This is a genomic window from Shinella daejeonensis, assembly GCF_024281235.1.
GTDB classification, from domain to species: Bacteria; Pseudomonadota; Alphaproteobacteria; order Rhizobiales; family Rhizobiaceae; genus Shinella; species Shinella daejeonensis.
Map to the genome: position 1 here is coordinate 715,213 of NZ_JAHWXY010000001.1, position 26,540 is coordinate 741,752.

Annotated in this window: 30 protein-coding genes; 21 read left to right on the forward strand and 9 right to left on the reverse strand. The window is 64.1% G+C overall.

Features of this window, described 5'->3' with window-relative positions:
• Positions 1–14: 14 nt before the first annotated feature.
• A complete protein-coding gene (locus KYK29_RS03385) occupies positions 15–482 on the reverse strand; it encodes an Lrp/AsnC family transcriptional regulator (protein ID WP_254689429.1) in 468 nt (155 codons plus the stop codon).
• 255 nt (positions 483–737) lie between these two features.
• On the opposite strand from KYK29_RS03385, the gene trxB reads away from it, so the two are divergent.
• The 5 genes from trxB to KYK29_RS03410 all read left to right on the forward strand — a co-directional run bounded on the left by trxB (position 738) and on the right by KYK29_RS03410 (position 5,981).
• A complete protein-coding gene (trxB, locus tag KYK29_RS03390) occupies positions 738–1,712 on the forward strand; it encodes a thioredoxin-disulfide reductase (protein ID WP_254689430.1) in 975 nt (324 codons plus the stop codon).
• 113 nt (positions 1,713–1,825) lie between these two features.
• Positions 1,826–2,722: a LysR family transcriptional regulator VtlR gene (locus tag KYK29_RS03395; RefSeq protein ID WP_254690070.1), complete on the forward strand. Its 897-nt coding sequence runs from the start codon at positions 1,826–1,828 to the stop codon at positions 2,720–2,722.
• A gap of 503 nt (positions 2,723–3,225) precedes the next feature.
• Complete coding sequence (locus KYK29_RS03400) at positions 3,226–3,531, forward strand: ArsR/SmtB family transcription factor (RefSeq protein ID WP_254689431.1); 306 nt, start codon at positions 3,226–3,228, stop codon at positions 3,529–3,531.
• 34 nt (positions 3,532–3,565) lie between these two features.
• The gene (locus KYK29_RS03405; protein ID WP_254689432.1) at positions 3,566–4,687 is read left to right on the forward strand and encodes an alkene reductase; all 1,122 of its coding nucleotides are present in this window, start codon (positions 3,566–3,568) and stop codon (positions 4,685–4,687) included.
• Positions 4,688–4,880: 193 nt separating this feature from the next.
• Entirely contained in the window at positions 4,881–5,981 is a 1,101-nt protein-coding gene (locus KYK29_RS03410; RefSeq protein ID WP_254689433.1) for a calcium:cation antiporter, read from the forward strand.
• A gap of 68 nt (positions 5,982–6,049) precedes the next feature.
• On the opposite strand, the gene KYK29_RS03415 is transcribed toward KYK29_RS03410, so the two are convergent.
• Positions 6,050–7,252, reverse strand: coding sequence for a pyridoxal phosphate-dependent aminotransferase (locus tag KYK29_RS03415; RefSeq protein WP_254689434.1), 1,203 nt, complete (start codon positions 7,250–7,252; stop codon positions 6,050–6,052).
• Positions 7,253–7,568: 316 nt separating this feature from the next.
• On the opposite strand from KYK29_RS03415, the gene KYK29_RS03420 reads away from it, so the two are divergent.
• From KYK29_RS03420 to KYK29_RS03445, 6 genes are all read left to right on the forward strand, one after another.
• Positions 7,569–8,456 carry an EAL domain-containing protein gene (locus KYK29_RS03420; RefSeq protein ID WP_254689435.1) on the forward strand — a complete coding sequence of 296 codons (888 nt, stop codon included), beginning with the start codon at positions 7,569–7,571 and terminating at the stop codon, positions 8,454–8,456.
• 170 nt (positions 8,457–8,626) lie between these two features.
• The gene (locus tag KYK29_RS03425; protein WP_254689436.1) at positions 8,627–8,827 is read left to right on the forward strand and encodes a hypothetical protein; all 201 of its coding nucleotides are present in this window, start codon (positions 8,627–8,629) and stop codon (positions 8,825–8,827) included.
• A 73-nt stretch (positions 8,828–8,900) separates the two neighbouring features.
• Positions 8,901–10,070 carry a PQQ-dependent sugar dehydrogenase gene (locus tag KYK29_RS03430; RefSeq protein ID WP_254689437.1) on the forward strand — a complete coding sequence of 390 codons (1,170 nt, stop codon included), beginning with the start codon at positions 8,901–8,903 and terminating at the stop codon, positions 10,068–10,070.
• Between the two features lie 204 nt (positions 10,071–10,274).
• Positions 10,275–11,174, forward strand: coding sequence for a DMT family transporter (locus KYK29_RS03435; RefSeq protein WP_254689438.1), 900 nt, complete (start codon positions 10,275–10,277; stop codon positions 11,172–11,174).
• A 412-nt stretch (positions 11,175–11,586) separates the two neighbouring features.
• Complete coding sequence (locus tag KYK29_RS03440; protein ID WP_254689439.1) at positions 11,587–11,802, forward strand: cold-shock protein; 216 nt, start codon at positions 11,587–11,589, stop codon at positions 11,800–11,802.
• A gap of 133 nt (positions 11,803–11,935) precedes the next feature.
• Positions 11,936–12,379, forward strand: coding sequence for a BA14K family protein (locus tag KYK29_RS03445; protein ID WP_254689440.1), 444 nt, complete (start codon positions 11,936–11,938; stop codon positions 12,377–12,379).
• Positions 12,380–12,411: 32 nt separating this feature from the next.
• Here the strand turns inward: KYK29_RS03445 and KYK29_RS03450 are convergent, their stop codons facing one another.
• Together KYK29_RS03450 and KYK29_RS03455 are read right to left on the reverse strand one after the other, a co-directional pair.
• Positions 12,412–13,053, reverse strand: a complete 642-nt coding sequence (locus KYK29_RS03450; protein WP_254690071.1) for an MBL fold metallo-hydrolase — start codon at positions 13,051–13,053, stop codon at positions 12,412–12,414.
• Between the two features lie 184 nt (positions 13,054–13,237).
• Positions 13,238–13,402 carry a hypothetical protein gene (locus tag KYK29_RS03455; protein WP_254689441.1) on the reverse strand — a complete coding sequence of 55 codons (165 nt, stop codon included), beginning with the start codon at positions 13,400–13,402 and terminating at the stop codon, positions 13,238–13,240.
• Between the two features lie 239 nt (positions 13,403–13,641).
• On the opposite strand from KYK29_RS03455, the gene KYK29_RS03460 reads away from it, so the two are divergent.
• Complete coding sequence (locus KYK29_RS03460) at positions 13,642–13,905, forward strand: hypothetical protein (protein ID WP_254689442.1); 264 nt, start codon at positions 13,642–13,644, stop codon at positions 13,903–13,905.
• A 176-nt stretch (positions 13,906–14,081) separates the two neighbouring features.
• On the opposite strand, the gene KYK29_RS03465 is transcribed toward KYK29_RS03460, so the two are convergent.
• On the reverse strand, positions 14,082–14,969 hold the full coding sequence (locus KYK29_RS03465) for a branched-chain amino acid aminotransferase (protein ID WP_254689443.1): 888 nt from the start codon (positions 14,967–14,969) through the stop codon (positions 14,082–14,084).
• Positions 14,970–15,210: 241 nt separating this feature from the next.
• Between KYK29_RS03465 and KYK29_RS03470 the strand changes: the two genes are divergently transcribed.
• The 3 genes from KYK29_RS03470 to KYK29_RS03480 are packed head-to-tail and all read left to right on the forward strand — an operon-like array spanning position 15,211 to position 17,889.
• The gene (locus KYK29_RS03470; RefSeq protein WP_254689444.1) at positions 15,211–15,717 is read left to right on the forward strand and encodes a MarR family winged helix-turn-helix transcriptional regulator; all 507 of its coding nucleotides are present in this window, start codon (positions 15,211–15,213) and stop codon (positions 15,715–15,717) included.
• Between the two features lie 59 nt (positions 15,718–15,776).
• Positions 15,777–16,484: a response regulator gene (locus KYK29_RS03475; protein ID WP_254690072.1), complete on the forward strand. Its 708-nt coding sequence runs from the start codon at positions 15,777–15,779 to the stop codon at positions 16,482–16,484.
• Between the two features lie 22 nt (positions 16,485–16,506).
• Complete coding sequence (locus tag KYK29_RS03480; protein ID WP_437437213.1) at positions 16,507–17,889, forward strand: ATP-binding protein; 1,383 nt, start codon at positions 16,507–16,509, stop codon at positions 17,887–17,889.
• A 3-nt stretch (positions 17,890–17,892) separates the two neighbouring features.
• On the opposite strand, the gene KYK29_RS03485 is transcribed toward KYK29_RS03480, so the two are convergent.
• The 4 genes from KYK29_RS03485 to KYK29_RS03500 form a co-directional block, all read right to left on the reverse strand.
• Complete coding sequence (locus tag KYK29_RS03485) at positions 17,893–18,234, reverse strand: tRNA-binding protein (RefSeq protein WP_254689445.1); 342 nt, start codon at positions 18,232–18,234, stop codon at positions 17,893–17,895.
• A gap of 84 nt (positions 18,235–18,318) precedes the next feature.
• Entirely contained in the window at positions 18,319–19,137 is an 819-nt protein-coding gene (proC, locus tag KYK29_RS03490; RefSeq protein WP_254689446.1) for a pyrroline-5-carboxylate reductase, read from the reverse strand.
• A gap of 2 nt (positions 19,138–19,139) precedes the next feature.
• Positions 19,140–19,640, reverse strand: coding sequence for a type III secretion system chaperone family protein (locus KYK29_RS03495; protein ID WP_254689447.1), 501 nt, complete (start codon positions 19,638–19,640; stop codon positions 19,140–19,142).
• 387 nt (positions 19,641–20,027) lie between these two features.
• Complete coding sequence (locus tag KYK29_RS03500) at positions 20,028–20,285, reverse strand: accessory factor UbiK family protein (protein WP_254689448.1); 258 nt, start codon at positions 20,283–20,285, stop codon at positions 20,028–20,030.
• Positions 20,286–20,497: 212 nt separating this feature from the next.
• On the opposite strand from KYK29_RS03500, the gene lgt reads away from it, so the two are divergent.
• From lgt to KYK29_RS03530, 6 genes are all read left to right on the forward strand, one after another.
• Positions 20,498–21,343, forward strand: coding sequence for a prolipoprotein diacylglyceryl transferase (gene lgt, locus KYK29_RS03505; protein WP_254689449.1), 846 nt, complete (start codon positions 20,498–20,500; stop codon positions 21,341–21,343).
• A gap of 13 nt (positions 21,344–21,356) precedes the next feature.
• Positions 21,357–22,457, forward strand: coding sequence for a class I SAM-dependent methyltransferase (locus KYK29_RS03510; RefSeq protein ID WP_254689450.1), 1,101 nt, complete (start codon positions 21,357–21,359; stop codon positions 22,455–22,457).
• An 84-nt stretch (positions 22,458–22,541) separates the two neighbouring features.
• Positions 22,542–23,333 (forward strand): peptidoglycan editing factor PgeF, encoded by a 792-nt coding sequence (pgeF, locus tag KYK29_RS03515; protein ID WP_254689451.1) that lies wholly within the window; start codon positions 22,542–22,544, stop codon positions 23,331–23,333.
• A 26-nt stretch (positions 23,334–23,359) separates the two neighbouring features.
• Positions 23,360–24,511, forward strand: a complete 1,152-nt coding sequence (locus KYK29_RS03520; RefSeq protein WP_254689452.1) for a M24 family metallopeptidase — start codon at positions 23,360–23,362, stop codon at positions 24,509–24,511.
• Positions 24,512–24,632: 121 nt separating this feature from the next.
• Complete coding sequence (locus KYK29_RS03525; protein ID WP_254689453.1) at positions 24,633–25,358, forward strand: hypothetical protein; 726 nt, start codon at positions 24,633–24,635, stop codon at positions 25,356–25,358.
• 129 nt (positions 25,359–25,487) lie between these two features.
• The gene (locus KYK29_RS03530) at positions 25,488–26,420 is read left to right on the forward strand and encodes a ribose-phosphate pyrophosphokinase (protein WP_254689454.1); all 933 of its coding nucleotides are present in this window, start codon (positions 25,488–25,490) and stop codon (positions 26,418–26,420) included.
• Positions 26,421–26,540: the final 120 nt, after the last annotated feature.

The window sequence follows — 26,540 nt, forward strand, 5'->3', positions numbered from 1 at the left end:
TCTCTCCTTACGATTTACAATTCCACCAGCCCCGCCTTCTTCACCTGCCGGATCGTCAGCATCGTGCGCACCGTGTCGACCTGCGCGTTGGCGGCCAGTTCCTCGATGACGAAGTCCTGGAAGCGGGAAAGATTCCTGGCCACGCAATGCAGCAGGAAATCGCTTTCACCCGACACCATCCAGGCCTGGCGCACGATCGGCCATCCGGTCGTCGCCGTCGCGAAGGCCTTGAGATTGGCCTCCGACTGGTGCTTCAGGCCGATCATGCAGAACGCGACGAGATCGTAGCCGAGCGACGGGGCGTTGAGGATTGCCGCATAGCCCTCGATAATGCCCGCCTCCTCCAGCTTGCGCACGCGGCGCAGGCACGGGGGCGCAGAAATACCGGCGCGCGCGGCCAGTTCCACATTGGTCATGCGCCCGTCGGCCTGGAGTTCCTTGAGGATGCGGATATCGATGGCGTCGAGTTCTGCGCGAAACATGTGCGGGATACGAACCTTTCCTGATGACGACCGGATATGATGTGAATCGCTCGATCCACGCAATATTCTTACGAGTAAAGGCACAAATATGTCACGCGGCGGCGCGGGACTGTTGGCAAAGGCGGTTGCACACTTGAAACTCCGGCCCTGCCTCCCCTAAATGGGAGCGAACGCCAATCCAGCAGATTTTCCGCCCGGCGCGCCATGCGTCGGCGGACGATAATGGGGACGAGAAGCGTCCCGGAAGGAATGACCATGTCCGCGCGCCACGTCAAGGTGCTGATCATCGGCTCCGGCCCCGCCGGTTATACCGCCGCCATCTATACCGCCCGCGCCATGCTGGAGCCGGTGCTGATCGCCGGTCTGGAGCAGGGCGGCCAGCTCACGATCACCACCGACGTGGAGAACTATCCGGGCTACGCCGATCCGGTCCAGGGTCCCTGGATGATGGAGCAGATGCTGAAGCAGGCGCAAAATGTCGGCGCGGAGATCGTCAACGATCTCGTGACCGGCGTCGATCTCGACGTGCGCCCCTTCCGCATCACCACCGACAGCGGGGCGGAATGGACCGCCGATGCGCTCATCATCGCCACCGGCGCGAAGGCCAAATGGCTCGGCATCGAATCGGAGCAGAAGTTCCAGGGATTTGGCGTCTCGGCCTGCGCCACCTGCGACGGCTTCTTCTATCGCAACAGGGACGTGATCGTCGTTGGCGGCGGCAATTCGGCCGTCGAGGAAGCGCTCTATCTTTCCAATCTCGCAAAGACGGTGACGCTGGTCCACCGCCGTGACAGCCTGCGCTCGGAGAAGATCCTTCAGGAACGTCTCTTCGCGAAAGAAAACGTCTCCCTGCTCTGGGATCACGAAGTCATCGAATATCTGGGCGGCGAGGCGAAGCCGCCGATGCCGGCCGCCGTCAACGGCGTGCGCCTGCGCAACACGAAGACCGGCGAGATTCGCGACATGGCGACCGACGGCGTCTTCGTGGCCATCGGCCATGCGCCGGCAGTCGAACTGTTCAAGGACAAGCTGCGGCTGAAGCCGAGCGGCTATCTGTGGACGGCGCCCGGCTCGACCGCCACCGACGTGCCCGGCGTCTTCGCGGCCGGCGATGTCGCCGACGATATCTACCGTCAGGCCGTCACCGCCGCCGGCATGGGCTGCATGGCCGCGCTGGAATCCGAAAAGTATCTGGCGGGCCATAGGCCTGTCGCAATTGCGGCCGAATAGAAGCCGCCAACAAGGGCGGCGGGAATCATTCCGACCGCCCACGTGGGAACAGCAGGATCAGCAACCAGGCGGGCCGCACGGCTTTTCCGCCAGGAGGACACATGGGGGACAGAATGTCGCTCGATTGGGATAAGCTGCGGATCTTCCATGCCGCGGCCGAAGCCGGTTCATTCACGCATGCCGCCGACAGGCTGCATCTGTCGCAATCGGCAATCAGCCGGCAGGTAAGCTCGCTCGAACAGGACGTCGGGATAAAGCTCTTCCATCGCCATGCGCGCGGCCTCATCCTCACCGAGCAGGGAGAGATTCTCTATCGCACCGCCCACGAGGTTCTGATGAAGCTCGAAAGCGTGCGCGTGCAGCTGACCGAGAACACGGAAAAGCCGAGCGGCAAGCTGCGCATCACCACGACGGTCGGCCTCGGCCAGGGGTGGCTGACCGACAAGATCCAGGAATTCCTCGCGCTCTATCCCGACATGCAGGTGCAGCTAATCCTCGACAACGAGGAGCTGGATGTGAACATGCGCCACGCCGATTGCGCCATCCGGCTGCGCGAACCGCAGCAATCGGACCTCATCCAGCGCAAGCTCTTTACCGTGCACATGCATGTCTATGCCGCGCCCTCCTATATCAACCGCTACGGCGAGCCGCAGTCGGTCGACGATCTCGACAAGCACAAGATCATCACGTTCGGCGAGCCGGCGCCCGCCTATCTGCTCGATGTGAACTGGCTGGAAATCGCGGGCCGCGATTCCGACAACCCGCGTCCCTCGGTGCTGCAAATCAACAGCCAGACCTCCATCAAGCGCGCCTGCCTGCTCGGCATCGGCGTCGCGATGCTGCCCGACTATATCGTCGGCCGGGATCCCGGCCTGCTCCAGCTTCCGGTCAGCGCCGACATTCCCTCCTTCGACACCTATTTCTGCTACCCGAGCGAGATGAAGAACGCCGCAAAGCTCAAGGTTTTCCGCGACTTCATCGTGGCCAAGGCAAGAAACTGGAACTTCTGAGGGAATCCGCCAAGGTCTGCACCTGTTGCATGGCTGTCATGCACATTCATCGGTTGATGTTGGCGGTGAAAACCACCATATCACCCTCAGCTGATGCACTTTGGTGGCTTTTTCCTCCCAGTGCCACCGCAGCAGCTGTTCCCCTCTGGAGGTTTTATTACCTTCAAAACTATAAGGGCCCAGGTTAATCTTGCGGCCCTCTTTTTTTGCCTTGCGTTTCCCGCATGGGTGCCGACCGTATCTTCGCCTTCCCATAAAATTCCGGCATCGGCCTTGAAGCGGGCCATCGCCGCGCCATATCTATTGTAGTCGGCGCAAACGCGGTTTTCCCTCCCCTGCCGCGCGCCGGCTGTTCCCCTCTGGAGGTCCATGGACCTTCAAACCTGAAAGGGCCCAGGCATTGCTTGAGGCCCTCTTTTTTTATCCCTCCCTTGTAACGCTGTGCGCGCCTTCATATATCGCGAGAAACCGATATGATGTTCGTTCATTCGCGATATACCGACATGACTGAAACGGCTACCGACGAAATCTTCAAGGCGCTCGCCCATCCGAAGCGGATCGAGATCCTTGCCTGGCTGAAGGAGCCGGAGCGGCATTTCGCGAGTCAGGAACATCCCCTGGAATTCGGCGTCTGCGCCGGGCAGATCGAAAAGCGCTGCGGCCTTTCCCAATCCACCGTATCCGCTCATCTCGCCATCCTGCAACGGGCCGGGCTCGTCACGACGCGCAAGGTCGGCCAGTGGGTCTTCTTCAAGCGCAGTGAGGACCATATCGCCGCCTTTGTCGGGAAGCTTTCCCGCTCTCTCTGATTTCCCTTTTCCTCCAGCAAAAAGAAGGATTTCCATGACTTCGCTTTTCGACCCCCTCAAGATCGGCGACATCCAGCTTTCCAACCGCGTCGTCATGGCGCCGCTGACGCGCAACCGTTCGCCGCGCGCCATCCCCAATACGCTCAACGCCGTCTATTACGAGCAGCGCGCCTCCGCGGGCCTCATCATCACGGAAGGAACGCCGATCACCCAGCAGGGCCAGGGCTACGCCGACGTGCCCGGCCTCTATACGCCGGAAGCGCTGGAAGGCTGGAAGCAGGTGACGGACGCCGTGCACAAGGCCGGCGGCAAGATCGTCACCCAGATGTGGCATGTCGGACGCGTCTCGCATGACAGCCTGCAACCCGGCGGCGGCAAGCCGGTCGCTCCTTCCGCCATACGCGCCGCCGCCAAGACCTATCTTCTCAATAGCGACGGCAGCGCCGGCTTTGCGGACACCTCGCAACCCCGCGCTCTGGAACGCGATGAGATCGGCGGTATCGTCGAGGACTATCGCCGCGCCGCCCGCGCCGCAATCGATGCCGGCTTCGACGGGATCGAAATCCATGCCGCCAACGGTTATCTGATCGACCAGTTCCTGCGCTCCGGCAGCAACCACCGTACGGATGAATACGGCGGTTCGATTGAAAACCGCAGCCGCTTCCTCCTCGAAGTCGTCGAGGCGATCACAAAGGAAATCGGCGCCGGCCGCACGGCGATCCGCATCTCGCCGGTGACGCCCGCCAACGACGCGGCCGACCCGGATCCGCAACCGCTCTTCACCCATGTCGTGGAGCGGCTTGCGAGATACGAGCTTGCCTATATCCATATCATCGAAGGGGCGACGGGCGGGCCCCGCGACTTCCAGCAGGGCGACAGGCCGTTCGACTACAAGGCGCTGCGGGCCGCCTATGCGGCGGCCGGCGGCAAGGCCGCCTGGATGGTCAACAACGGCTATGATCGCACGAGCGCCATCGATGCGGTGGCAAGCGGCCATGCCGACCTCGTCGCTTTCGGCAAGCTCTTCATCGCCAATCCCGATCTCGTCGAGCGGCTGAGAAACGACACCGCGCTCAACGCCGCCGACCGGGACACGTTCTACGGCGGCGGCGCCAAGGGCTATACGGACTATCCGGCGCTGGAAAACGTCGCCTGAACAGCCGGCTTCCGGCCGATTGAAACAGCGTCCGCGGCTTCCTCGCCGCGGACGTTCCTTTTTAACCTCGCCCGGCCAACCGCGATCGATTCAAACGGGATCGAGTGCGATGCGGGCGGAAAACCGCTCTACACTTTTCCGCATCCGGCTCTAGATCTACGGCCAGTCCCATCGCCGAGGAGTGGCCGCATCCATGCTTTCCAGCCTGTTGAAGGAGCGTTTTCTGTTCATCGGCCTGGCAATGGCCATTCTCGCCTATGCGATGGAACACAGTCTTCTCGAAATGGGGCGCCTGCCGATGCTGGCCGGCGCCGTCCTGATCATCGCGGCGATCGTGCTCGTCTCGACCCGCGTCGCCCATCACGCCGAGGTGCTCGCCTCGAAAGTCGGCGATCCCTATGGCACGATGATCCTGACGCTCTCGGCGGTTCTGGTGGAGGTGGTGATCCTCGCCATCATGATGCAGGGCGAAACCTCGCCGACGCTGGTGCGCGACACGATCTACGCCGCCGTGATGCTCGACATCAACGGCATTCTCGGCCTTGCCGCCCTTCTCGGCGGCCTGCGCCACGGCGAACAGCCCTATAACGACGACTCCGGCAAGACCTACGGGGTGATGATCCTGACGGCCATGGGCATCTCGATGATCGTGCCCGAATTCGTGCCGCCGGAAAGCTGGCACTTCTATTCGGCCTTCACCATCGGCGCGATGATCGCGCTTTACGCGCTCTTCCTGCGCATGCAGGTCGGCCCGCACAGCTATTTCTTCAGTTACGCCTATCCGCGCGCCGGGCGGAAGGAACAGCGGGCCGAGGCCTCCGTCCCTGGTGACGAGAGCGAATCCGCACCGCTCGCCATCGCCGTCATCGTCATCGGCGTCGTGCTGATCGGCGCGCTGGCGGAGGTGATGTCGGTCCTGCTTACGGCCGGCCTCAGGGGAACCGGCGCGCCGCCGGCGCTGATGGCCATCGTCGTGGCGGCGATTTCCGCAGCACCGGAAATCCTGACGGCGCTGCGCGCGGCCCTCGCCAACCGCATGCAGTCCGTCGTCAATATCGCCATGGGAGCGTCGCTTTCCACCGTCATCCTGACCGTGCCGGTCATGGAGGCGATCGCGCTCTACACCGGCCAGCCGTTCATCATGGCGATGTCGCCGGTGCAGACCATCATGGTGACGATCACCCTGATCGCCGCCGCGATCAACCTCAACGACGGCGAGACCAACGCCATCGAGGGGATGACCCATTTCGTGCTCTTCGCCACCTTCCTGATGCTGACGGCCATCGGCCTCTAGGCTCGCCGGTCATCACGAAAAAGGGGCGCGCTTGCGCACGCCCCCGAACCGGCAAGACCGAAGATCGCCTATTTGCAGGCGGCGCAGAAACGCTGGATGCGCTTGCAGGCCTCTTCCAGCAGCGCCTCGGATGTCGCGTAGGAAATACGGAAGTTCGGGCCAAGGCCGAAGGCCGAACCATGCACCACCGCAACGCCTTCGGTTTCCAGCAGCTCCGAGACGAAATCCTCATCCGTCTCGATCACCTTGCCCGACGGCGCGGTCTTGCCGATCAGCCCCTTGCAGGACGGATAGACATAGAAAGCCCCTTCCGGAGACGGGCATTCGATGCCGGTCGCCTGGTTCAGCATGGAGACGACGAGATCGCGACGACCTTCGAAGATCCTCTTGTTTTCCGGGATGAAATCCTGGGTGCCGTTCAGCGCCTCGACGGCGGCCCATTGGGCGATCGAGCAGGCTCCGGATGTCTGCTGGCCCTGGATCATGTCCATCGCCTTGATGAGCGCAAGCGGGCCGGCCGCATAGCCGATCCGCCAGCCGGTCATCGCATAGGCCTTGGAAACACCGTTCATGGTCAGCGTGCGGTCGTAAAGGCCGGGCTCGACCTCCACCGGGGTTGCGAACCGGAAGTCGCCATAGGTCAGATGCTCGTACATGTCGTCCGTCAGCACCCAGACATGCGGGTGCTTCATCAGCACGTCGGTCAGCGCCTTCAGCTCGTCATGGCTATAGGCCGCGCCCGATGGATTGGACGGCGAGTTGAAGATGAACCACTTGGTCTTCGGGGTGATCGCCTTTTCCAGGTCCCCGGCGGTCAGCTTGAATTTGCTTTCCTGCGTCGTGGCGACGAAGACCGGCGTGCCGCCGCACAGCGACACCATTTCCGGATAGGAAACCCAATAGGGCGTCGGGATGATCACCTCATCGCCCGGGTTCATCGTCGCCATGAAGGCGTTGAAGAGGATCTGCTTGCCGCCGGTGCCGACGATCGTCTGGGCGGGCGTATAGTCGAGATTGTTCTCGCGCTTGAACTTCCGAACGATCGCCTCGCGCAATTCCGGAATGCCGGAAACCGGCGTGTACTTCGTTTCGCCGCGCTGGATCGCCTTGATGGCCGCCTGCTTGATATTGTCCGGTGTATCGAAATCCGGCTCGCCCGCGCCCAGGCCGATCACGTCCCGGCCCTTGGCTTTCAGTTCCCGGGCTTTCTGGGAAACGGCGATGGTGGCGGAGGGCTTCACACGGGAGAGAGCGTCGGCAAGAAAGGCCATGATGAAAATGTCCTGTTCGGGTTCGGGAGAGGGCGTCGGCCATGGAGCGGAACCCCGCCTCCATGACGTTTAGGTCTATGTCGAATGTAGCCTCTTCTTGCAAGCGCGAAGGGGGAAAAAATGCGGGAAGCCCGGCTCTCGCGCGGCTTTTCATCCATGCCGTCCCGACCTCCACCGGACCTTGCCCGCCGGCGGCCGGCGATGCACGACGTGGTTGCAGGACGCCTCCCTCGGATATCGCAGCGTGAAAACTTAAGACGGCGTTAATGCACGCGCTCTATACTCCGGTCAGGCCAATTTGCGGACGGTGAGCGAAATGAACGAGAAAAGCATCTTCGCCAACCTCGTGCGGGAGCCGGACGGCGCCGTCAGCGCCGTCTACGGCGCCTACCGGCTGCAATCCGCGCTGCAACCGCTCTTCTGCGAAGACGAAGGCGGCAATCTGCATATCGAGGCGTTCGAGGGCTGGATCCGCGCCAGTTTCGACGGCCTCCCCTGCCCGCCTCCGGAATTCTTCCGCCGCGTGCCTGAAGCCGATCGCGCCGCCGTCGACAGCCTCTGCCGCAGCCTGCATATCCTGAATGCCGGCGCGCTGCGCCGTGACGGCGTCGGCGTCATCGTCAATATCGAGCCGCATCTCTTCGCGGAACCGCAGGCCCTCCGGCAGGAAATCGATCGCCTGCGCCTGACGGCCCGTGAGGCCGGACTGCAACCGGACCGCATCGCCTGCAAGATCCGCGAGCGCTCCGGCGACGAGGCCAGCCTGCCCGACCGCGTCGCCGCCCGCCTGCATGCCGGCGGTTTTTCCATCGCTATCGATGAATATGCCGGCGAGGACCGCGATCTCGATCGTCTCCGGCGGCTGGAGCCGCAACTCGTCTCCTTCGACACGTCCTGGCTGCGCAGTTTCACCCGCAATCCGGCAGGGCTTGCGCTGGTGCGCGTGGTCATCGGCCAGTTCGAGGAGAACGGCATTCGCGCCATCGTGTCCGGGATCGAAACGCAGGAGCAGATCGATCTCTGCCATGCCCTCGGATCCCCGCTCATGCAGGGCTATCTGCTCGCCGGTCCCGAGCTTGCGCCGACCGGGTTCGACCTGCGCTTTCCCGAACCGGCCCTGTCGCGGGCAGGCCGCCCCGCGGCCGGCGGCATGCGCAGCGCAAGACCGGCAAGACAGTTCGGAAGGCGGCGCGCCAGCGTATGAGGGCGCCGTCCCGTTTCCGGCCCGGCGCGGGAAGAACGGAAAATTTACCATGCCTCGTTCTTGCCGTGATATTTCTGGGGCCTTGCCGCAATTCGGTCCTCCTGCGGACGACTTCTGCACGCCATTCTCGCTTCCTGTCGAAGGCGAATTGATGCAAAGCGGGGACCATCATGTTTCTGGACGAAGACAAGATCACCAGGAAGCCGAAGGCGCGCGAAGCCCGCGCCCTGTTCCTCATCGCCATGACGGCGCTCATCGCCTGCATCGTCATGGTCGTGAGCCTGCTGTCGCCGCCCGCCATCGCGCTTGACCATATCAAGACCTCCAGCATCAAGGCCCCCGCGGCGGACACGCAGCCCGCGAAAAAGTGACCGCCCCGCGCCGTCACCATCCTTGAAAAGCCCGGCGGGCCGGGCCAGTCTGGGAGAAGGAGCGGAGATGACCATGCAACCACCCATCAAGACAGAACGGAATTGCCGGCGGCAGGCGGCCGGAGCGGTGCTTGCCGCCATTCTCCTGCTGGCAACCCCCGTTTCGGCTGAGGAGCGTGATTTTCCGAGCAAGCGGGTTCCGCTGCGCGTCGAAACGCTGGCGGAAGGCCTGCAACATCCCTGGTCCGTGGAGGTCCTGCCGGACGGCGGCTATCTCGTCAGCGAGCGGCCCGGCCGGCTTCGTCTCATACGCGACGGCAAGGTTTCCGCGCCGCTTGAGGGCGTGCCGCAGGTTGTCGCCGAAGGTCAGGGCGGGCTGCTCGACATCGCCCTGTCGCCCGATTTCTCCGCCAGCCGACGGCTTTATCTGACCTATAGCGCCTCCGGCGACGAAGGCACGGGAACGGCCGTCGCCAGCGCGCGCCTGTCGCAGGACGCCACGCGACTGGAGGATACGACCCGCATCTTCCTGATGAACCGGCTGACACCGAGCGGCCACCATTTCGGCTCCCGTATCGCCTTCAGCCGCGACGGCAGCCTGTTCTTCGGCATCGGCGACCGTGGCGAAGGTTCGCGCGCCCAGGATCCGCGCGATCATGCCGGCTCGATCATGCGCATCGATCCGGACGGCGCTCCGCACGCCCAAAATCCCTATCTCGGCACCGCCGGGGGATTGGCGGAAATCTGGTCGATCGGGCATCGCAATCCGCAGGGCCTCGCCATCGATCCGCAGGACGGCCAGCTTTTGACCGTCGAGCATGGCGCACGCGGCGGCGACGAGATCAACAGGCCCGAATCCGGCCGTAACTACGGTTGGCCGCTCGTTTCCTACGGCCGCCATTATTCCGGCGCGGAATTCGATCTCGGATCCTCCGCCGCCGGCTACGAACCGCCGCTCTATTACTGGGACCCCTCCATTGCGCCGGGCGCGCTCGCCGTCTATCGCGGCGCGATGTTCCCCGAGTGGGAGGGCAACCTTTTCGTCACCGCCCTGAAGTATCAGTTGCTGGCCCGGCTCGAACGGGACGAAAGCGGCGCCATCGTCGCGGAGGAACGGTTGTTCGGCGGGGAATTCGGCCGGCTGCGCGACGTGATCGTCGCCCCCGACGGCGCGCTCCTGCTTCTGACCGACGAGGAAAACGGCGCGCTGCTGCGCGTTTCGCGCGCGCCCGAAACCGAATAAGGGCCAGCCCCTCCCGCCGGCCCTTGCCCGCCCGTCCGCCGCCTGCTAGAGCACGTCTAGCCGGGACGACAGCCCCGGCGTCGGATAATGCGGTAAAAACAATAAACTAGAGCAATCCCGGCGAACCCGATTTCACCGGAAACGCTCTGGCGCGAATGCGGGCGTCGGTGCTGCGTCCATCCTCGTGGAAACCGGGCAAGAGACATGACACGCGCGCAGGCGAACCTTCTTCTGTTGCTGGCCGGCGCCATCTGGGGCGCGGGCTTCATCGCCCAGTCGACCGCCATGGAATCGCTTGGCCCGATGTGGTTCATCGGCCTGCGCTTCGCCCTTGCCACGCTGGTCGCGCTGCCGGTAGCGCTGTGGGAGAACAGGCGCGCGACGCAGCCCGTCCGCCGCTCCGACCTTGCGGGCTTCGTGGCGATCGGCCTTGCGCTTTTCGCCGGTGCCGGTTCGCAGCAGATCGGCCTGCTCACCACGTCCGTCACCAATTCCGGCTTCCTGACCGGTCTTTACGTCGTCTTCACGCCGATCCTGACCGTGTTCTTCCTGCGCCGCCGTCCCCATTGGGTGATCTGGCCGGCCGCCTGCATGGCCACCGCCGGAATTTTTCTTCTCAGCGGCGGCTCGCTGGCGGCCCTCACCGTCGGCGATATGCTCACCATCGTCTGCGCGGTGTTCTGGTCGATACAGATGATCCTCGTCGGCGTCTACGCCGTCCGCTCCGGTCGCCCCGGCACGCTGTCGCTGGTGCAATTCGCCGTCTGCGCCGTCTTCGGATGTATGTTCGGCGCAATCTTCGAGCCGATCAGCCTCACCGCCATTCAGGGCGCGCTGGCGGAAATCCTCTACGCAGGCCTCTTTTCCAGCGGCTTCGCCTTCATCCTCCAGAACGTCGCGCAACGCTATACCACCGCACCCCAGGCGGCGATCTTCCTGTCGAGCGAAGCGCTTTTCGCCGCCCTCTTCGGGGTGCTGCTGCTCGGCGAGCGGATCGGCCCGGCAGGCTATGTCGGCTGCGCCGTGATCTTCGCGGCCATGCTGGCGGTGGAACTGGTTCCCGGACTGTTTTCCGGCCGCAGGAAACTCGCCGCGGAGGCGTGAGCGCCCGGCTGCGGATCCGGCTTGCACTTGGCCGGCTCCAATATAAACCGGATCAATGCTATGGAGGCAGCGTCAAGCCGGCGTGTTTCTTGACGGATCGCCTGAATTGCGGCCGTTGTGCGGCCTTTTCGAGCATCACGGAAACTTTTGCTTGCCAATTCGACATAAACACAGCACTCTTGCACTGTTCGGGCAATTTGCGAACACGGGAAGACCTTAATAAAAGCGTGCCGGAGACGCGAAAAAAATTCCGGACGGTCGGCGTCAGGGCCATCGCAGGATTGCTCGGCCGGCCGGCTGCGGTTAACGGGACCCTTTCCTCAAACGTCGAGAACTGCCTGCCAAACGCCCCCAGGGGCAACACTGTTATGCTGCTCGCCGCGAGCCGGGCAGAGAGAAAAGGACCTGACGCATGGCCGAAACTGGCACTGTAAAATTCTTCAACACCGACAAGGGCTTCGGCTTCATCAAGCCCGACAACGGCGGCGCGGACATCTTCGTACATATTTCTGCCGTACAGGCTTCCGGCTTGACCGGCCTTTCGGAAAACCAGAAGGTAAGCTTCGACACGGAACCCGATCGCCGCGGCAAGGGCCCGAAGGCGGTTAACCTCCAGATCGCCGACTGAACGGCGCTCGACAGGGATTCACGTTGAAGCCCGGCAGCGATGCCGGGTTTTTTTGTTCAGCCGCCATTCACGCGGACACATCCAGATTGACGACATCGACCGGCCTGCTGCCGGTCTTCAAAGGACCGTCGTCATGAACAGAACCCTCAAAACCCTCGTAGTGGGCGCAGCCCTTGCCGCAACGACGCTGACGGCAACCACCGGCATCGCGCAAGCCCGCGACCGTCACTGGCGCGGCGACGATTATCGCAAGCCCTATTATCGCCACCACGATCACCGCGGCCGTGACGCCGTCATCGGCGGCGCGCTGGGGCTGGCCACCGGCCTGATCGTCGGAAGCGCCATCGCCAATCAGCAGCCACGCTATGACGAACGCCGGATCTATGTGGAACCGGAATATTATCCGCAACCGCGCCCCGAGCCGCGCGTCGTCTACCGGCCCGTCGCCGCGCCGAGCTACGAACCCTGGACGCGCGCCTGGTACGATTACTGCTCCAGCCGCTATCGCTCGTTCAACCCGGATACGGGCACGTTCCTGGGGTATGACGGCCGCACGCATTTCTGCGAGGCCGAGTAAGCGCGTCGTCCGGCGGTCGCTGCCGCCGGACCTTACAGACCGCGCAGGAACGGATTGGTGCGGCGCTCCTCGCCGATCCGTCCACCCGGGCCGTGGCCGCAAAGGAAACCCACCTCATCACCAAGCGGAAACACCTTGTCGCGGATCGAGGCGAGCAACTGCTCATGATCGCCCCCCGGCAGATCCGTGCGGCCGATCGAACCCTGGAACAGCACGTCGCCGAGATGGGCGAAGCCCTGGGCGCGATGGAAATAGACGACATGGCCGGGCGCATGCCCCGGGGTATGATAAACCTCGAACTCATGATCGCCAAAGGAAACCCGGTCCCCGTCGGAAAGCCACCGGTCGGGTACGACATTGGACACTTTCATCGGCACGCCGAACATCGCGGCCTGCGCTTCGAGCTTCTGCAACAGTGGCAGGTCGTCGCGATGAGGGCCGACAATTTCCACATCGAGCGCCTCCTTCAGTTCCTTCGCGCCGCCGGCATGGTCGATGTGACCATGCGTGAGCCAGATCGCGCGGATCGTAATACCGTTTTCCGCAATCGTTCGCAGGATGACGTCGACATCCCCACCCGGATCGACGACCACGCCTTCGCGGGTCTCGGTATCGAAGAGAACGGCACAATTCTGCTGAAAGGGAGTGACGGGAATGATACCCGCCTGAAGCATGCCCATGAGGTCCTCGCCAGATGACGGCAGTTCCGACGAAAAAGAGCCCGCTTTCGCGTCCGGAACTGCGCTAAAACGATGGGATAAAGCATCGCCGGTGATCCCGTTTCACCAGACAGGCTCTATCGCGTCGCTTCCTATAACCGTGCGAACGCGGAAAGGCCACGCCGGAAACGACGACCGGTCACCGCAGGGCCGATATCCGGGACACCTCCTGCGCCGGCGGCGTCGCCGATACGGTGGTGACGAGAAGCGCCGCCACGGCAAGATTGACGGCGGCATAGAGATAGACGAGCGGGCGAAGGCGCTCGACGACCGGGTCCTTGCTGTTTCCGGATTTCGATTGCATGGTTCCATCCTCATTCGCCGGCATGACAGCCAGCCTCGCATGCAGGTTGCAACGGGCGGCAGACGCGGTGGTTCCGCGCCATAGGCGGCTTCATTCCGATTAGTGGGGCGATCACAATCACCTCCCCGCCCGCCATGGCCTTCGAAATGCGGCCCCGCTCACGCGGAGAAATTGACAGACGCCCGCTTTCTCAGCACGCTGCCATTGCCGAATCTCTCGGTGATCGGAAGGGGGAAATCATGGAAGCATTGATGCCTATCGTCACGCAGCTCATTGCCGGCGCCATCGGCGGGAATGCGGCAAGCGCTGCGATGAAACAGGCGGCCGTCAGCACTGTTGTCCGCACCATCGTCGGGGCCATCGGCGGCATCGGCGGCGGCTTTCTGCTCCAGGCGCTCGGCGGCGAGGCCGGCCTGACCGGACTGGTCGCCGACGGTATCGGCGGCCTTATCGGCGGCGGCGTTCTTACCGCCATCGTCGGCGCGGTGCTCGGCAAGAAGTAAACCGCTTGCTGAAGAGCGGGCGATCCAGTGCCGGCTCTCCGCACCGCCCGCTCCCCCTGGGGAGCGGTGAAGCCACCGCCGCGCGGAAAACACGGCGCGCAAACCACGAAGGCGGCCCCATCGGAATCGGAGCCGCCTTCGTATTGGGGTTACCGGATCTGAAACCGGCGCGCTGCCTATTCCGCGGCGGCGGCGACCGGATAGACTTCCTTCATATAGTCGTTCATCAGCGTTTCGCTGATCGTGCCCGGCACGAAGCGGTAAGGTCCGATTTCAGAAACCGGCGTCACCTCGGCGGCCGAACCCGTCAGGAAGCATTCGGAGAAGCCTTCCAGTTCTTCCGGCAGGATCGCCCGTTCGACGACCTCGAAGCCCCGGCGGCCGGCAAGCTCGATGACGGTGCGGCGCGTGATACCGTCGAGGAAGCAATCCGGCACCGGCGTATGGATGACGCCGTCCTTGACGAAGAAGATGTTTGCGCCGGTCGCTTCCGCGACCTGGCCGCGGTAGTCGAGCATCATCGCATCGGCGTAGCCCTTGGCTTCGGCAGCGTGTTTGGAAATGGTGCAGATCATGTAAAGGCCGGCGGCCTTGGACTTCGACGGCGCGGTGCGCGGATCGGGACGGCGGTATTCGGCGATGTCAAGGCGGATGCCCTTCAGCTTTTCCGCAGCGTCGAAATAGCTGCCCCATTGCCAGATGGCGATGGCGACATTGATGCGGTTGTTCTGCGCCGAGACGCCCATCATTTCCGAACCGCGCCAGGCGATCGGGCGCACATAGGCCTCGGAGAAGCCCTGACGCTTCAGAAGCTCATTGCTCGCCGCGTCGAGTTCCTCGACGGAGTAGGGAATCCTGAACCCGAGGATTTCCGCCGAATTGTGCAGGCGCTGGTTATGCTCGGTGAGCTTGAAGATGCGGCCGCCGTAGGCACGCTCGCCCTCGAACACGGCGCTCGCATAATGCAGTCCATGCGTCAGCACGTGGATCTTCGCATCCTTCCAGTCGACGAATTCGCCGTTGAACCAGATTTGCCCGTCCAGTTGATCGAAAGGAACTGCCATTGTGTGGTCCTCCGGCGCGCTACGCCATTCATGGATGTTGATTGTGCCGTCTGTTACGGTCTAACCAGAACAGACTGGGGATTACCGCATCGTCGGGATAATCCGGATCAAGGTCCGGCGAGGCACCGAATATGCTTCGGCCCGCCACAACCCTCAAATCGGGGTGGAAACTATCAACGGGTACAATATATGTCAACGAGACTGACATATATTGGCATATATTTCGCAAGGACGGCTTTCGATGAAAGGAAATGACATCTTTGCCCAAAGCGTGGCGGACGAGCCTGCATCCACGACCCGGAACGGCGACAGCCTGGCCGACGATCACGGCGTCGAATTCGATATCATCGAGGCCCTGTTCTTCGCCTATCGGGATTTCATCTCCGATCCCGACGCGATCCTCGCCCTCAGCGGTTTCGGCCGCGCCCATCACCGCGTCGTGCATTTCGTCACCCGCCAGCCGGGCATGACGGTGGCCGACCTGCTCGATACGTTGAAGATCACCAAGCAGAGCCTCGCCCGCGTCTTGAAGCAACTTGTCGATTCCGGCTATATCCAGCAGGTGACCGGCCCCGAGGACCGGCGCCAGCGCAAGCTGTATCCGACCCGCTCGGGCCGTGCCCTGGCGTTCGCCCTCGCCGAGCCGCAATCCCGTCGCATCAATCGGGCATTCGAGGGCATGAGCGCGGACGAGCGCCGCGCGGTGGCCCGCTTCCTGGCCGGCATGCAGAACGCCCGCGACGCATGACCGGAAAACGGACGGAGGCCGGAGACCAACGTGTGCCAGAGGACAAGGAGCCGATCCCGATGACCCCCGCCGGCGTTCCCTGCGACGATGCCGCGCATCTCCTCGTCGTCGACGATGATACCCGCATCCGCGACCTGCTCGGCCGCTATCTCGCCGATCAGGGCTTTCGCGTCACGGTCGCCGGCGACGCCGACGAGGCGCGACGCAAATTGCGCGGGCTCAATTTCGATCTGATCGTCATGGACGTGATGATGCCCGGCGAAAGCGGCCTGTCGCTGACCAAAAGCCTCAAGGAAATCCGCTCGGTTCCCATCCTCATGCTGACGGCGCTTGCCGAAACCAACGCCCGTATCGAAGGGCTGGAAGCCGGCGCCGACGATTATCTGTCAAAACCCTTTGAGCCGCGCGAACTGGTGCTGCGCATCAACAACATCCTCAAGCGCAGCGCACCCCCGTCCGTGCCGAAGATCGAGCAACTGATGTTCGGCCCCTATACCTTCTCGCTGGTGCGCAAGGAACTGAAGCGCGGCGGCGACACCATTCGCCTCACCGACCGCGAACAGGAGATCATGCTGCTCTTTGCCGAACGGGCCGGCGAAACCATTCCGCGCCATGAACTGATCGGCGGGGAAGCGGACGTCGGCGAGCGCACCATCGACGTGCAGATCAACCGTCTGCGCCGCAAGATCGAGGACGACCCGTCGAATCCGGTCTGGCTCCAGACGGTGCGCGGCATCGGCTACCGGCTGAGCGTGGAGCAGGCGTGAGCCGGCGGGCCGGGGTGGAACCGTGACCGGCAAGGCGCAAACCCTGCGCCAGCGGCTTGGCGCGGTCCTTGAAGGCTGGCGGCGGTTCGCCCGCTGGCTGCGACGCCGCATGCCGACAGGCCTTTACGCACGCTCGCTGCTCATCATCATCCTGCCGATGGTGATCCTGCAAACGGTCGTCGCCTATGTCTTCATGGAGCGCCACTGGCAACTCGTCACCCAGCGGCTGTCGATGGCCGTCACCCGCGACATAGCCGGCATCGTCGACCTCATCCAATCCTTTCCGGAGCCCGTCCAAACCGACCAGATCGTTCGCATCGCCCGCGAAAGGCTGGCGCTCAATATCGCCATCGAACCGGGCACCGAACTGCCGCCGCCGCGCCCGAAGCCCTTCTTCAACATTCTCGACGAGATCCTGAGCGAGGAAATCCGCAAGCAGATCCGCCGTCCCTTCTGGATCGATACGGTGGGCGACAGCAATCTCGTGGAAATCCGCATCGTTCTCGACAACGAGGTCCTGCGCGTCTACGCCCGGCGCAACCAGGCCTATGCCTCCAATACCCATATCTTCATCCTGTGGATGGTCGGCACGTCGCTGGTGCTGATCAGCATCGCCATCCTCTTCCTGCGCGGGCAGATCCGCCCGATCCTCGCGCTTGCCCGAGCGGCCGAAAGCTTTGGAAAGGGACAACCGACGCCGGAGGATTTCGCACCGCGCGGAGCGGAGGAGGTACGCCGCGCCGGCCTTGCCTTCATCCTGATGCGCGAGCGCATCGAACGGCAGATCGAACAGCGGACAGCCATGCTGACCGGCGTCAGCCACGACCTGCGCACGATACTGACCCGCTTCAAGTTGCAACTGGCGCTCGCCGGCGACAGCCCCGAACGCGAAGGACTGAACAGCGACGTCGCCGACATGGAGACGATGCTGGAGGGTTATCTCGCCTTCGCGCGCGGCCAGCAGGAGGAGGACGTCGCCCGCGTCAGCCTTTCCGGATATTTCCGCAAACTCGCCGCGGAGGCCGAACTGCACGGCTCCGCCTTCTCCAGCAGCGTCGATGGCGACGACGAGATTCTCGTCCGGCCCAACGCCTTCGCCCGGCTGATCGGCAATCTCGTCTCCAATGCCATGCGCCACGCCGCAAGCGTGCGCGTGACATCGGCAAACCGCGATACATGGCTGGAGATCACGATCGACGACGATGGGCCGGGCATTCCGGAAAGCGCGCGCGAAGACGTCTTCAAGCCCTTCTTCCGCCTCGATACCGCGCGCAATCTCAACGCTTCCGGCACCGGCCTCGGCCTTGCCATCGCGCTCGACATCGCCCGCAGCCACGGCGGCGACGTCACGCTCGGCGACAGTCCGATGGGCGGGCTTCGGGTGACCGTGCGCCTGCCGGCCTGAGGGCTACATCAGCCGGTGGCCGTTCGGCACCGGCTGCTCGACGGCGGCCAGCACGATCGCGCCGTCACCGTCCGCAAAGCCCAGCGTCAGGACCTCGGAACGCACCGGCCCGATCTGGCGCGGCGGGAAATTGACGACGCCCAGCACCTGCCGGCCCACCAGCCCTTCCGGCGTATAGTGCACGGTGATCTGGGCCGAGGATTTCTTCAGGCCGATGTCCGGTCCGAAATCGATCACCAGCTTGTAGGCCGGCTTGCGCGCCTCGGGAAAGAGATCGGCCTCGACGATGGTGCCGACACGGATGTCGACCCGTTCGAAATCGGCAAAAGTGATGGTCTCGCTCATGAAATATCCTCGATCGATGCCGAGCTTCCTGCCGGCAAGAGCCTGTGGCCTTCCAGCGGGAAACAGGACCAGCGGGCGGAACGGTCAGCCCGCCAGTTCTTCCGCCCGCTTGCGGGCAGCGGCGACCGCCTTGTCGAAAAGCGGCTGCATGCCGTCTTCCGCCATCAACACCGCCAGCGCCGCCGCCGTGGTGCCGCCCGGCGAGGTCACATTCTGACGCAACCGGCCCGCGTCATCGGGGGACTGATGAAGCAATTCACCAGCCCCCGAGACGGTTTCCCGTGCCAGACGCATGGCGAGGTCCGCCGGCAGGCCGAGCTTGCGGCCTGCTTCCGCCATGCACTCCACGAGATAGAAGACATAGGCCGGCCCGCTGCCCGAAAGGGCGGTGACCGCATCGATGTCGGCTTCGCTTTCGACCCATTCGACCGGGCCGCTCACCTTCAGCAGACCATCGACGGTCCCGCGTTGGGCGGCGGTGGTCCGGGCGTTGGCGAAGGCCCCGGTAACGCCGCGTCCGACCATGGCCGGCGTATTGGGCATGGCGCGCACCATCGCGGCCTCGCCGAGATGGCTTTCCAGATTGGCGAGCGTCTTGCCGGCGGCGACCGATACGACCACCGTGTGCGGCCCGACGAGCCCTTTCAGCGGCGGCAGGACCTGATCGACGACCTGCGGCTTCACCGCGATAAACAGCACCCCGGCCTCCAGGCCTTCCGGCGCGGCGGTAACATGGCGGGCGCCGTTTTCGGCGATCAGCGCCGCCATCGCCGGCGCCGGACCGGGATCGACGACGAGAACCGACGCGCCGGGAACGCCGCTCTTCAGCCAGCCCGCCAGCATGGCGCCGCCCATATTGCCCGCGCCGACAAGAACGATGGGGCCGGTTTCCGCAATAGTCATGCTCACGCCTCTCCGTGTGTCTCGAACAGGACGGCATCGACCGCCGACTGGGCGTCCATACCGGACCAGACGACGAACTGGAACGCCTGGAAATAGGCCTCGCAGGCTTCGAGCGCGCTCGAAAGCAGCACCTCGACCTGACGGTTCGTCGGCTCCGCCCCGCCGGCCAGCAACAGCGACTGGCGGAAAATCACCACGTCCTCGCGCCGCCAAAGATCGAAATGCCCCATCAGCACCTGGCCGTTCACATGCGACAGCAGGCACAGCACTTCGTTGACCCGGCTTTCGGGGACCTTGATATCGAAGGCGCAGGCCAGATGCAGCGCCTCGAATTCCTCCATCCAGGAAAAGGAGACGTGGTAGTCCGCCCATTTTCCCGCGACGGTCATCGCGATCTCGTCCTCGCCGGAGCGTTCGAAGCTCCAGTCGTTATTGGCGGCGACAAACTCGATCATGTCGACCGGGTTGGACTGACGTCCGATATCCAATTCCATCAAGCTCATGCGTCACCCTCTCGGCCGGCGGGCATGCGTCATCGCGCCTACACGCGCCACGCGGCAAACCATTATCCTGTCCAACACTGAATGATTGCCCGGCTTTTGCGCAGTCTGGGCGATCTACCCTGCCCGAACCTTGCGCCGTCCGTTTCGAATCATCTTTTAAAATCAGTGTATAACGGCGGAGTCATGACGCCAGCCCCCAGGCCCCCGTTTTGTCCGCACGGTTGTGGAAAGAGGCTGTGAAAATGATTCAGGCCGAAGCCTTAAGAGATTCAGCCAAAAGAGCTTTTTGGAAGTGTCCACAGGGGTAAAAATTTTATTAAAAAAAACGGTTGGCGCGGTCGTGACCGCCCCAACCGAATCTCGTCTGTGCCGGAACGAAACGACGGCTTACTCGCTGGCCGGCAGCCGGGCCTCCAGCGCCTCGATGCGCTTGCGCAACGCCTCGTTCTCGTCGCGCGCCCGGATCGCCATTTCCCGTACCGCCTCGAATTCCTCGCGCTTGACGAGATCGAGACCGTTCAACGCGCGCTCGGCCTGCGCGCGGAACATGGTTTCCGCCTCGCGGCGCACCCCCTGGGCAGCGCCGGCCGCATCGGTCATCAGCTTGGCGAAGTCGTCGAGAATGCGGTTCGTACCGTTGGTCATGACATGCCCTCCTCGGGAGTGGGTTTCCTGACGCGCCGCCCCGCAGGACCGCGTCCTGTCGGCTGAGGTAGGGCCTGACACGCCGCCTTGCAAGCGGATTCCGGTGGATCACCGCCCTTCCCGCCCGCCCGGACCGGTGCTTTGTCGCTTTCGCGCCTTGACCCTGCCACAAGCCGCCCCCATGTTCCGCGAAAACTGGAAGACGCATCCCCTTGACAAGTCCCGCCACGCTTTTCGCCATCCTGCCCTTTCCCGAGATCGACCCCGTCGCCTTCTCGGTCGGGCCGGTCGCCGTCCACTGGTACGGCATCGCCTATGTGGCCGGCATCATGCTGGGCTGGCTTTACGCCCGCCGGCTGCTGGCGACGCCCGGCCTCTGGGGCGGCGAACCGCCGATGACGCGCGAGGCGCTCGACGACTTCCTCGTCTGGGCCGCCGCCGGCATCATCCTCGGCGGACGCATCGGCTACATTCTCTTCTACGACTTCGACAACGTGCTGGCCGATCCGCTGCGCGCCGTCCAGATATGGAACGGCGGCATGTCCTTTCACGGCGGCCTGCTCGGCACCACCGTCGCCATGGCGCTTTTCGCAAGACGCCGCGGCATCGCCATCTGGAGCCTGTTCGACATCGTCTCCGCCGTCGTGCCGATCGGGCTGTTCTTCGGGCGCGTCGCCAATTTCATCAACGGCGAACTATGGGGCCGACTCTCCGACGCGCCCTGGGCCGTGGTCTTTCCCGAAGCCGGCCCCTTCGCCCGCCATCCGAGCCAGCTTTACGAAGCGGGTCTCGAAGGCATCGTGCTGCTGCTTCTGCTGGCGCTCGCCATCTATCGCTTCGGCGCGCTGAAGCGCCCCGGCCTCGTTACCGGGTTTTTCGTCAGCGGCTACGCCTTGTCGCGCATCACGGTCGAATTCTTCCGCGAGCCGGACGCCCAGCTCGGCTACCTCGCCGGCGGCTGGCTCACCATGGGCATGCTTTTGTCGCTGCCGATGCTCGCCATCGGCCTGTGGGCCATCTTCCGGACGCGCCCCGCCCGCGCCACCTCCGACCTCTGACCGGAACCGCCCCATGCCGACGCCCCTTGCCCGCAAGCTCAAGGCCCTCATCCGCGCTGCCGGCCCGATCAGCGTGACGGACTATTTCTCGCTGTGCCTGGCGGATCCGGAGTACGGCTACTACCGCACCCGCGACCCCTTCGGGACCGCCGGCGATTTCGTCACGGCGCCGGAAATAAGCCAGCTGTTCGGGGAGATGCTCGGCGTCTTCCTCGTCCATGCCTGGCAGAAACACGGCGCGCCGGCAAATGTCCGCATCGCCGAGATCGGCCCCGGCCGCGGCACGATGATGGCCGACATGCTTCGTGTCATCGCCCGCCTTGCCCCCCCGCTCCATCAGTCCGCCACGGTCCACCTCGTCGAGACGAGCCCGAAGCTGCGCGCCATCCAGCGCGAGACCCTCGGCACCCACGCCTCCCGCATCACCTGGCACGACAGTTTCGAGGAACTGCCGGACGGTTTCGTGCTTTTGGCGGCAAACGAGCTTTTCGACGCCATCCCGATCCGGCAATTCGTCAAGACCGCCTCGGGTTTCCGCGAACGCATGGTCGGCCTCGACGCGGAAGGCAGCCTCACCTTCGCCGCCGGCGTCGCCGGCATCGACCCGGCGCTGCTGCCCGATCACCATCGCGCCATGCCCGAGGGCGCCATTTTCGAGATCGCGCCGGCCCGCGAAGCCGTAATGGCGACCATCGGCGAACGGATCGCCCGTTTCGGCGGCACCGCGCTGGTGATCGACTACGGCCATCTGGCGTCCGGCTTCGGCGATACCTTGCAGGCCGTCCTGAAACATGAATTCGACCCGCCGCTCGCCCATCCCGGGGAAGCGGATCTGACGAGCCATGTGGACTTCGAAAGGCTCGCGGCGGCAGCCGTCGATGCGGGGCTGCATATCCACGGCGCGGTGCATCAGGGCGATTTTCTCGTCGGCCTCGGCATCGGCGAGCGCGCCTCCTCGCTCGGCCGCGATCGCGACGCCATGACGCAGGAAACCATCCGCCTGGATGTGGAGCGGCTGGCCGGCGCCGGCGCCGGCAATATGGGCGATCTCTTCAAGGTGCTCGCCGTCGGCAGCGCGCCTCTGGCGCTTTTTCCCTTCCGTCGGCCCGATTGACACAAGGGACGGGGGAAGACAACATCGGGCCGATTTGCGTCCGCCGCAATGCAGCCTGCCCCTAACCAGCCCAGCCGAGAGACGATGAACGACCCTGCGCCCGTCCTTCCCATCGAAAGCCCCCTGCTGGCCGCAAAGGCGGGAAATGCTGCGCGCCACGGCTTTTTCACCCGTACCGGCGGCGTATCGGCCAATCTCTACCGCGGCCTCAACGTCGGTTTCGGCTCCAAGGACGAACGCGGCCACGTCGCGGAAAACCGCGCCCGCGTCTGCCGCTGGTTCGGCGTCGCCCCGCAGCGGCTCGCGACCGTCCACCAGGTCCATTCTCCCGATGTGGTGACGGTCGGTGAAGACCATGACGGCGCGCGCCGGCAGGCCGACGCTCTCGTCACCGCCACGCCGGAGCTGGTGATCGGCGTGCTGACGGCCGATTGCGGCCCGATCCTGTTTTGCGATCCGCAGGCGGGCGTGGCGGGTGCTGCCCATGCCGGATGGAAAGGCGCATTGGGCGGCGTGCTCGAAAACACCATCGCCGCCATGGAACGGCTCGGCGCGAAGCGGGAACGCATCGCAGCCTGCCTCGGCCCTTCGATCGGCCCGCAGAATTATGAGGTCGGCCCGGAATTCGTCGAGCGCTTCGTGACGGCCGATCCGGATTATGAACGCTTCTTCGTCCCCTCGGACAAGCCCGGTCATGCCATGTTCGACCTGCCGGGGCTGACGACCGAACGGTTGACGAAGGCCGGCGTCGCGGCGGAAAATCTCGATCTCTGCACCTATCCGGACGAGGAGCGCTTCTTCTCCTACCGGCGCGCGACCCATCGGGGCGAGCCGGACTATGGCCGACAGATGTCGGCGATCATGATCAGGGCGTGATGCCCGCAGACGAGGGAGGACGAGCGATGGCTCTTCCGTTCGACACAGAAGAATACGCCAATCGGCTCCAGCGCCTGACGGCCCGCATGCGGGAGGAGAAGCTGGACGCCATGCTGCTTTTCGCGCAGGAAAGCATGTATTGGCTGACCGGCTTCGACAGCACCGGCTACGCCTTCTTCCAGACGCTGGTGGTGACGGCGGACGGCGCCATGCAGCTGCTCACCCGCTCCGCCGACCTGCGACAGGCGCGCAACACCTCCACCATCGAGAAGATCGAGGTCTGGATCGACCGCGCCAATGCCGATCCGACCATGGATCTGAAGGGCCTGCTGTCGGACCTCGACCTGCTCGGCTGCCGCATCGGCGTCGAATACGATACTCACGGGCTGACCGGCCGCAACGCGCGGCTGCTCGATCGCCAGCTCCAGAGTTTCGGCGAGATCGTCGACGCCTCCGGCCTCGTCAACCGGCTGCGCCTCGTCAAGAGCCCGGCCGAGATCGCCTGCGTGGAGACCGCAGCGCAGCTTGCCGACACGGCGCTCGATGCGGCGCTGCCGCTGATCCGGCCCGGCGCGGACGAGGCGGCGATCCTCGCGGCCATGCAGGGCGCGGTCCTTTCCGGCGGCGGCGACTATCCGGCCAGCGATTTCGTCATCGGCTCGGGCCCCGATGCGCTGCTCTGCCGCTACAAATCCGGCCGGCGCAGGCTTGAGGCCAACGATCAGCTCACCCTCGAATGGGCGGGCGTCAGCGCCCATTACCACGCCACGATGATGCGCACCGTTCTCATCGGGGAGCCAACCAATCGCCACCGGGAGCTTTACAGCGCCTGCCGCGAAACGATCCAGGCGATCGAGATGGTGTTGCGTCCCGGCCATTCCTTCGGCAGCGTCTTCGACACCCATGCGCGCATCATGGACGAGCGCGGGCTCGCCCGCCACCGGCTCAACACCTGCGGCTATTCCCTCGGCGCGCGTTTCTCGCCCACCTGGGTCGACCACCAGACCTTCCACGCCGGAAACCCCCAGGAAATCGAGCCGAATATGTCCCTCTTCGTGCATATGATCATCATGGATTCCGATTCCGGAACCGCCATGACGCTCGGCCAGACTTATCTGACGACAACGGATACCCCGAAGCCGCTATCGCGTTTCGGCCTCGATTTCATCGAGATCTGAGCCCGGAATCCGGCCGGCAGGCGATATCCCGCAATTGACAGCCGGCCGGCCGGCCCCCCATAAAACCGTGCGGGAAACGAAGGGGGCCCCGGGAGTCTCCGCAAGAACACGGACGACGACGATGCATGAGCTGACGAAACGGCTGGCGCTCATCGGCCTTGTGGCCATCCTTGGCGGTTGCAACAGCACGGATGCGCTGACGCCGCAGGTGGATGTCGGGGGCAGCTTCAACTCGCCCCCGGTCACCCAGAGCGACCTCGACCGGATGAGCGCCGAGCAGACGCCTGCCGCCCCGCGGCAATCCGCCTTCACCGAAACCGGCGATACCGGCAGTCCGGCCGCCAATACGCTGCAAGCCCAGGCCGACGCGCTCGCCCGCAATGCCTCCCGGCAGCAGCCCGCAGGCGGCGAAGCAGCACGGGTAGCGGTGGAGGAACCGGCGCAGGCGCAGGAAACGGCCGCCGCCGCACCCGCGCAATCGGCCGGTTCCGTCCGTTTCCTGCCGATCATCGGCGCGCCGGTGCAGGCCGTCACGCCGCTTTCCAAACGGCTGGCGAGCGAAGCCGGCGCAAGCGGCATCACCATCAAGAGTTCGTCCGACAATTCCAGCCAGCATATCCTCAAGGGTTATTTTTCGGCGATGGCCGACAAGGGAAAGACGACCGTGATCTACGTCTGGGACGTGCTCGATCCCGGGGGCGCGCGGCTGCACCGCATCCAGGGGCAGGAAACCGTCGAGGGACAGGCTGGCGATCCATGGGCCACCGTCCCGGCCCGCACGATGGAGGACATCGCCAGCACGACGATCCGCCAATATCTGGAGTGGCGTGATGGCGCGCGGGGATAATGTTCCGACGCATCCTTCGTCTATCATACGAAATTCACAGAAACGCCGCCGAAATCCGGCAAAGCCCTTGCATTCGCCTGTGGTGCCGCTTAAAGGCGGGCCATCAGCATAGATACAGGCGGACCATAGATGAAGGTTTTCGCGGGCAACTCGAACCGGCTTCTTGCCGAAGCGATCTGCAATTATCTGAATGTTCCGCTTGGTCGCGCCACGGTTAGACGTTTCGCCGACCAGGAAATCTTTGTGGAAATTCAGGAGAACGTACGCGGCGAGGACGTCTTCGTCGTCCAGTCGACGTCCTTTCCGACAAACGACCACCTGATGGAACTGCTGATCATGATCGATGCGATCCGCCGTTCCTCGGCGCGCCGCATCACCGCCGTGATCCCCTATTTCGGCTATGCCCGCCAGGACCGTAAACCCGGCCCGCGCACGCCGATCTCCGCCAAGCTCGTCGCCAATCTGATCACCGAGGCCGGGGCCGACCGCGTGCTCACCCTCGACCTTCATGCCGGGCAGATCCAGGGATTCTTCGACATCCCGACCGACAACCTCTATGCCGTGCCGATCCTCGCGCGCGACGTGAAGGAAAGCTACAATCTGAGCAACGTCATGGTCATCTCGCCCGACGTCGGCGGCGTGGTGCGCGCGCGTGCGCTGGCCAAGCGGCTCGACTGTATGCTGGCCATCGTCGACAAGCGGCGCGAGCGGCCCGGCGAATCCGAGGTCATGAACGTGATCGGCGACGTGTCCGGCAAGGATTGCCTGCTGATCGACGATATCGTCGATTCCGGCGGAACGCTCTGCAATGCCGCCGAGGCGCTGCTGAAGAACGGCGCGACCAGCGTCACCGCCTATATCACCCATGGCGTGCTGTCGGGCGGCGCTGTCGCCCGCGTTACCTCGTCCAGCCTCAAGGAACTGGTGATTACCGACACCATCCAGCCCACAACGGCAGTCCAGACCGCGCACAACATCCGCGTCATCACCACCGCCGGCCTGCTCGGCGAAGCGATCAATCGCACCGCCGCGGAAGAATCGGTATCGAGCCTGTTCGACTGAGCCTCCCGCGACGGTTCTTCGCGACGAACCCCTTTCCAGGCTGCGGCTTCCGACAGGTCGGTGCCCCGTTCTTCTTTTACACGCGAAACCATTTTCGATTCCGTGCATTCTGTAAATTCC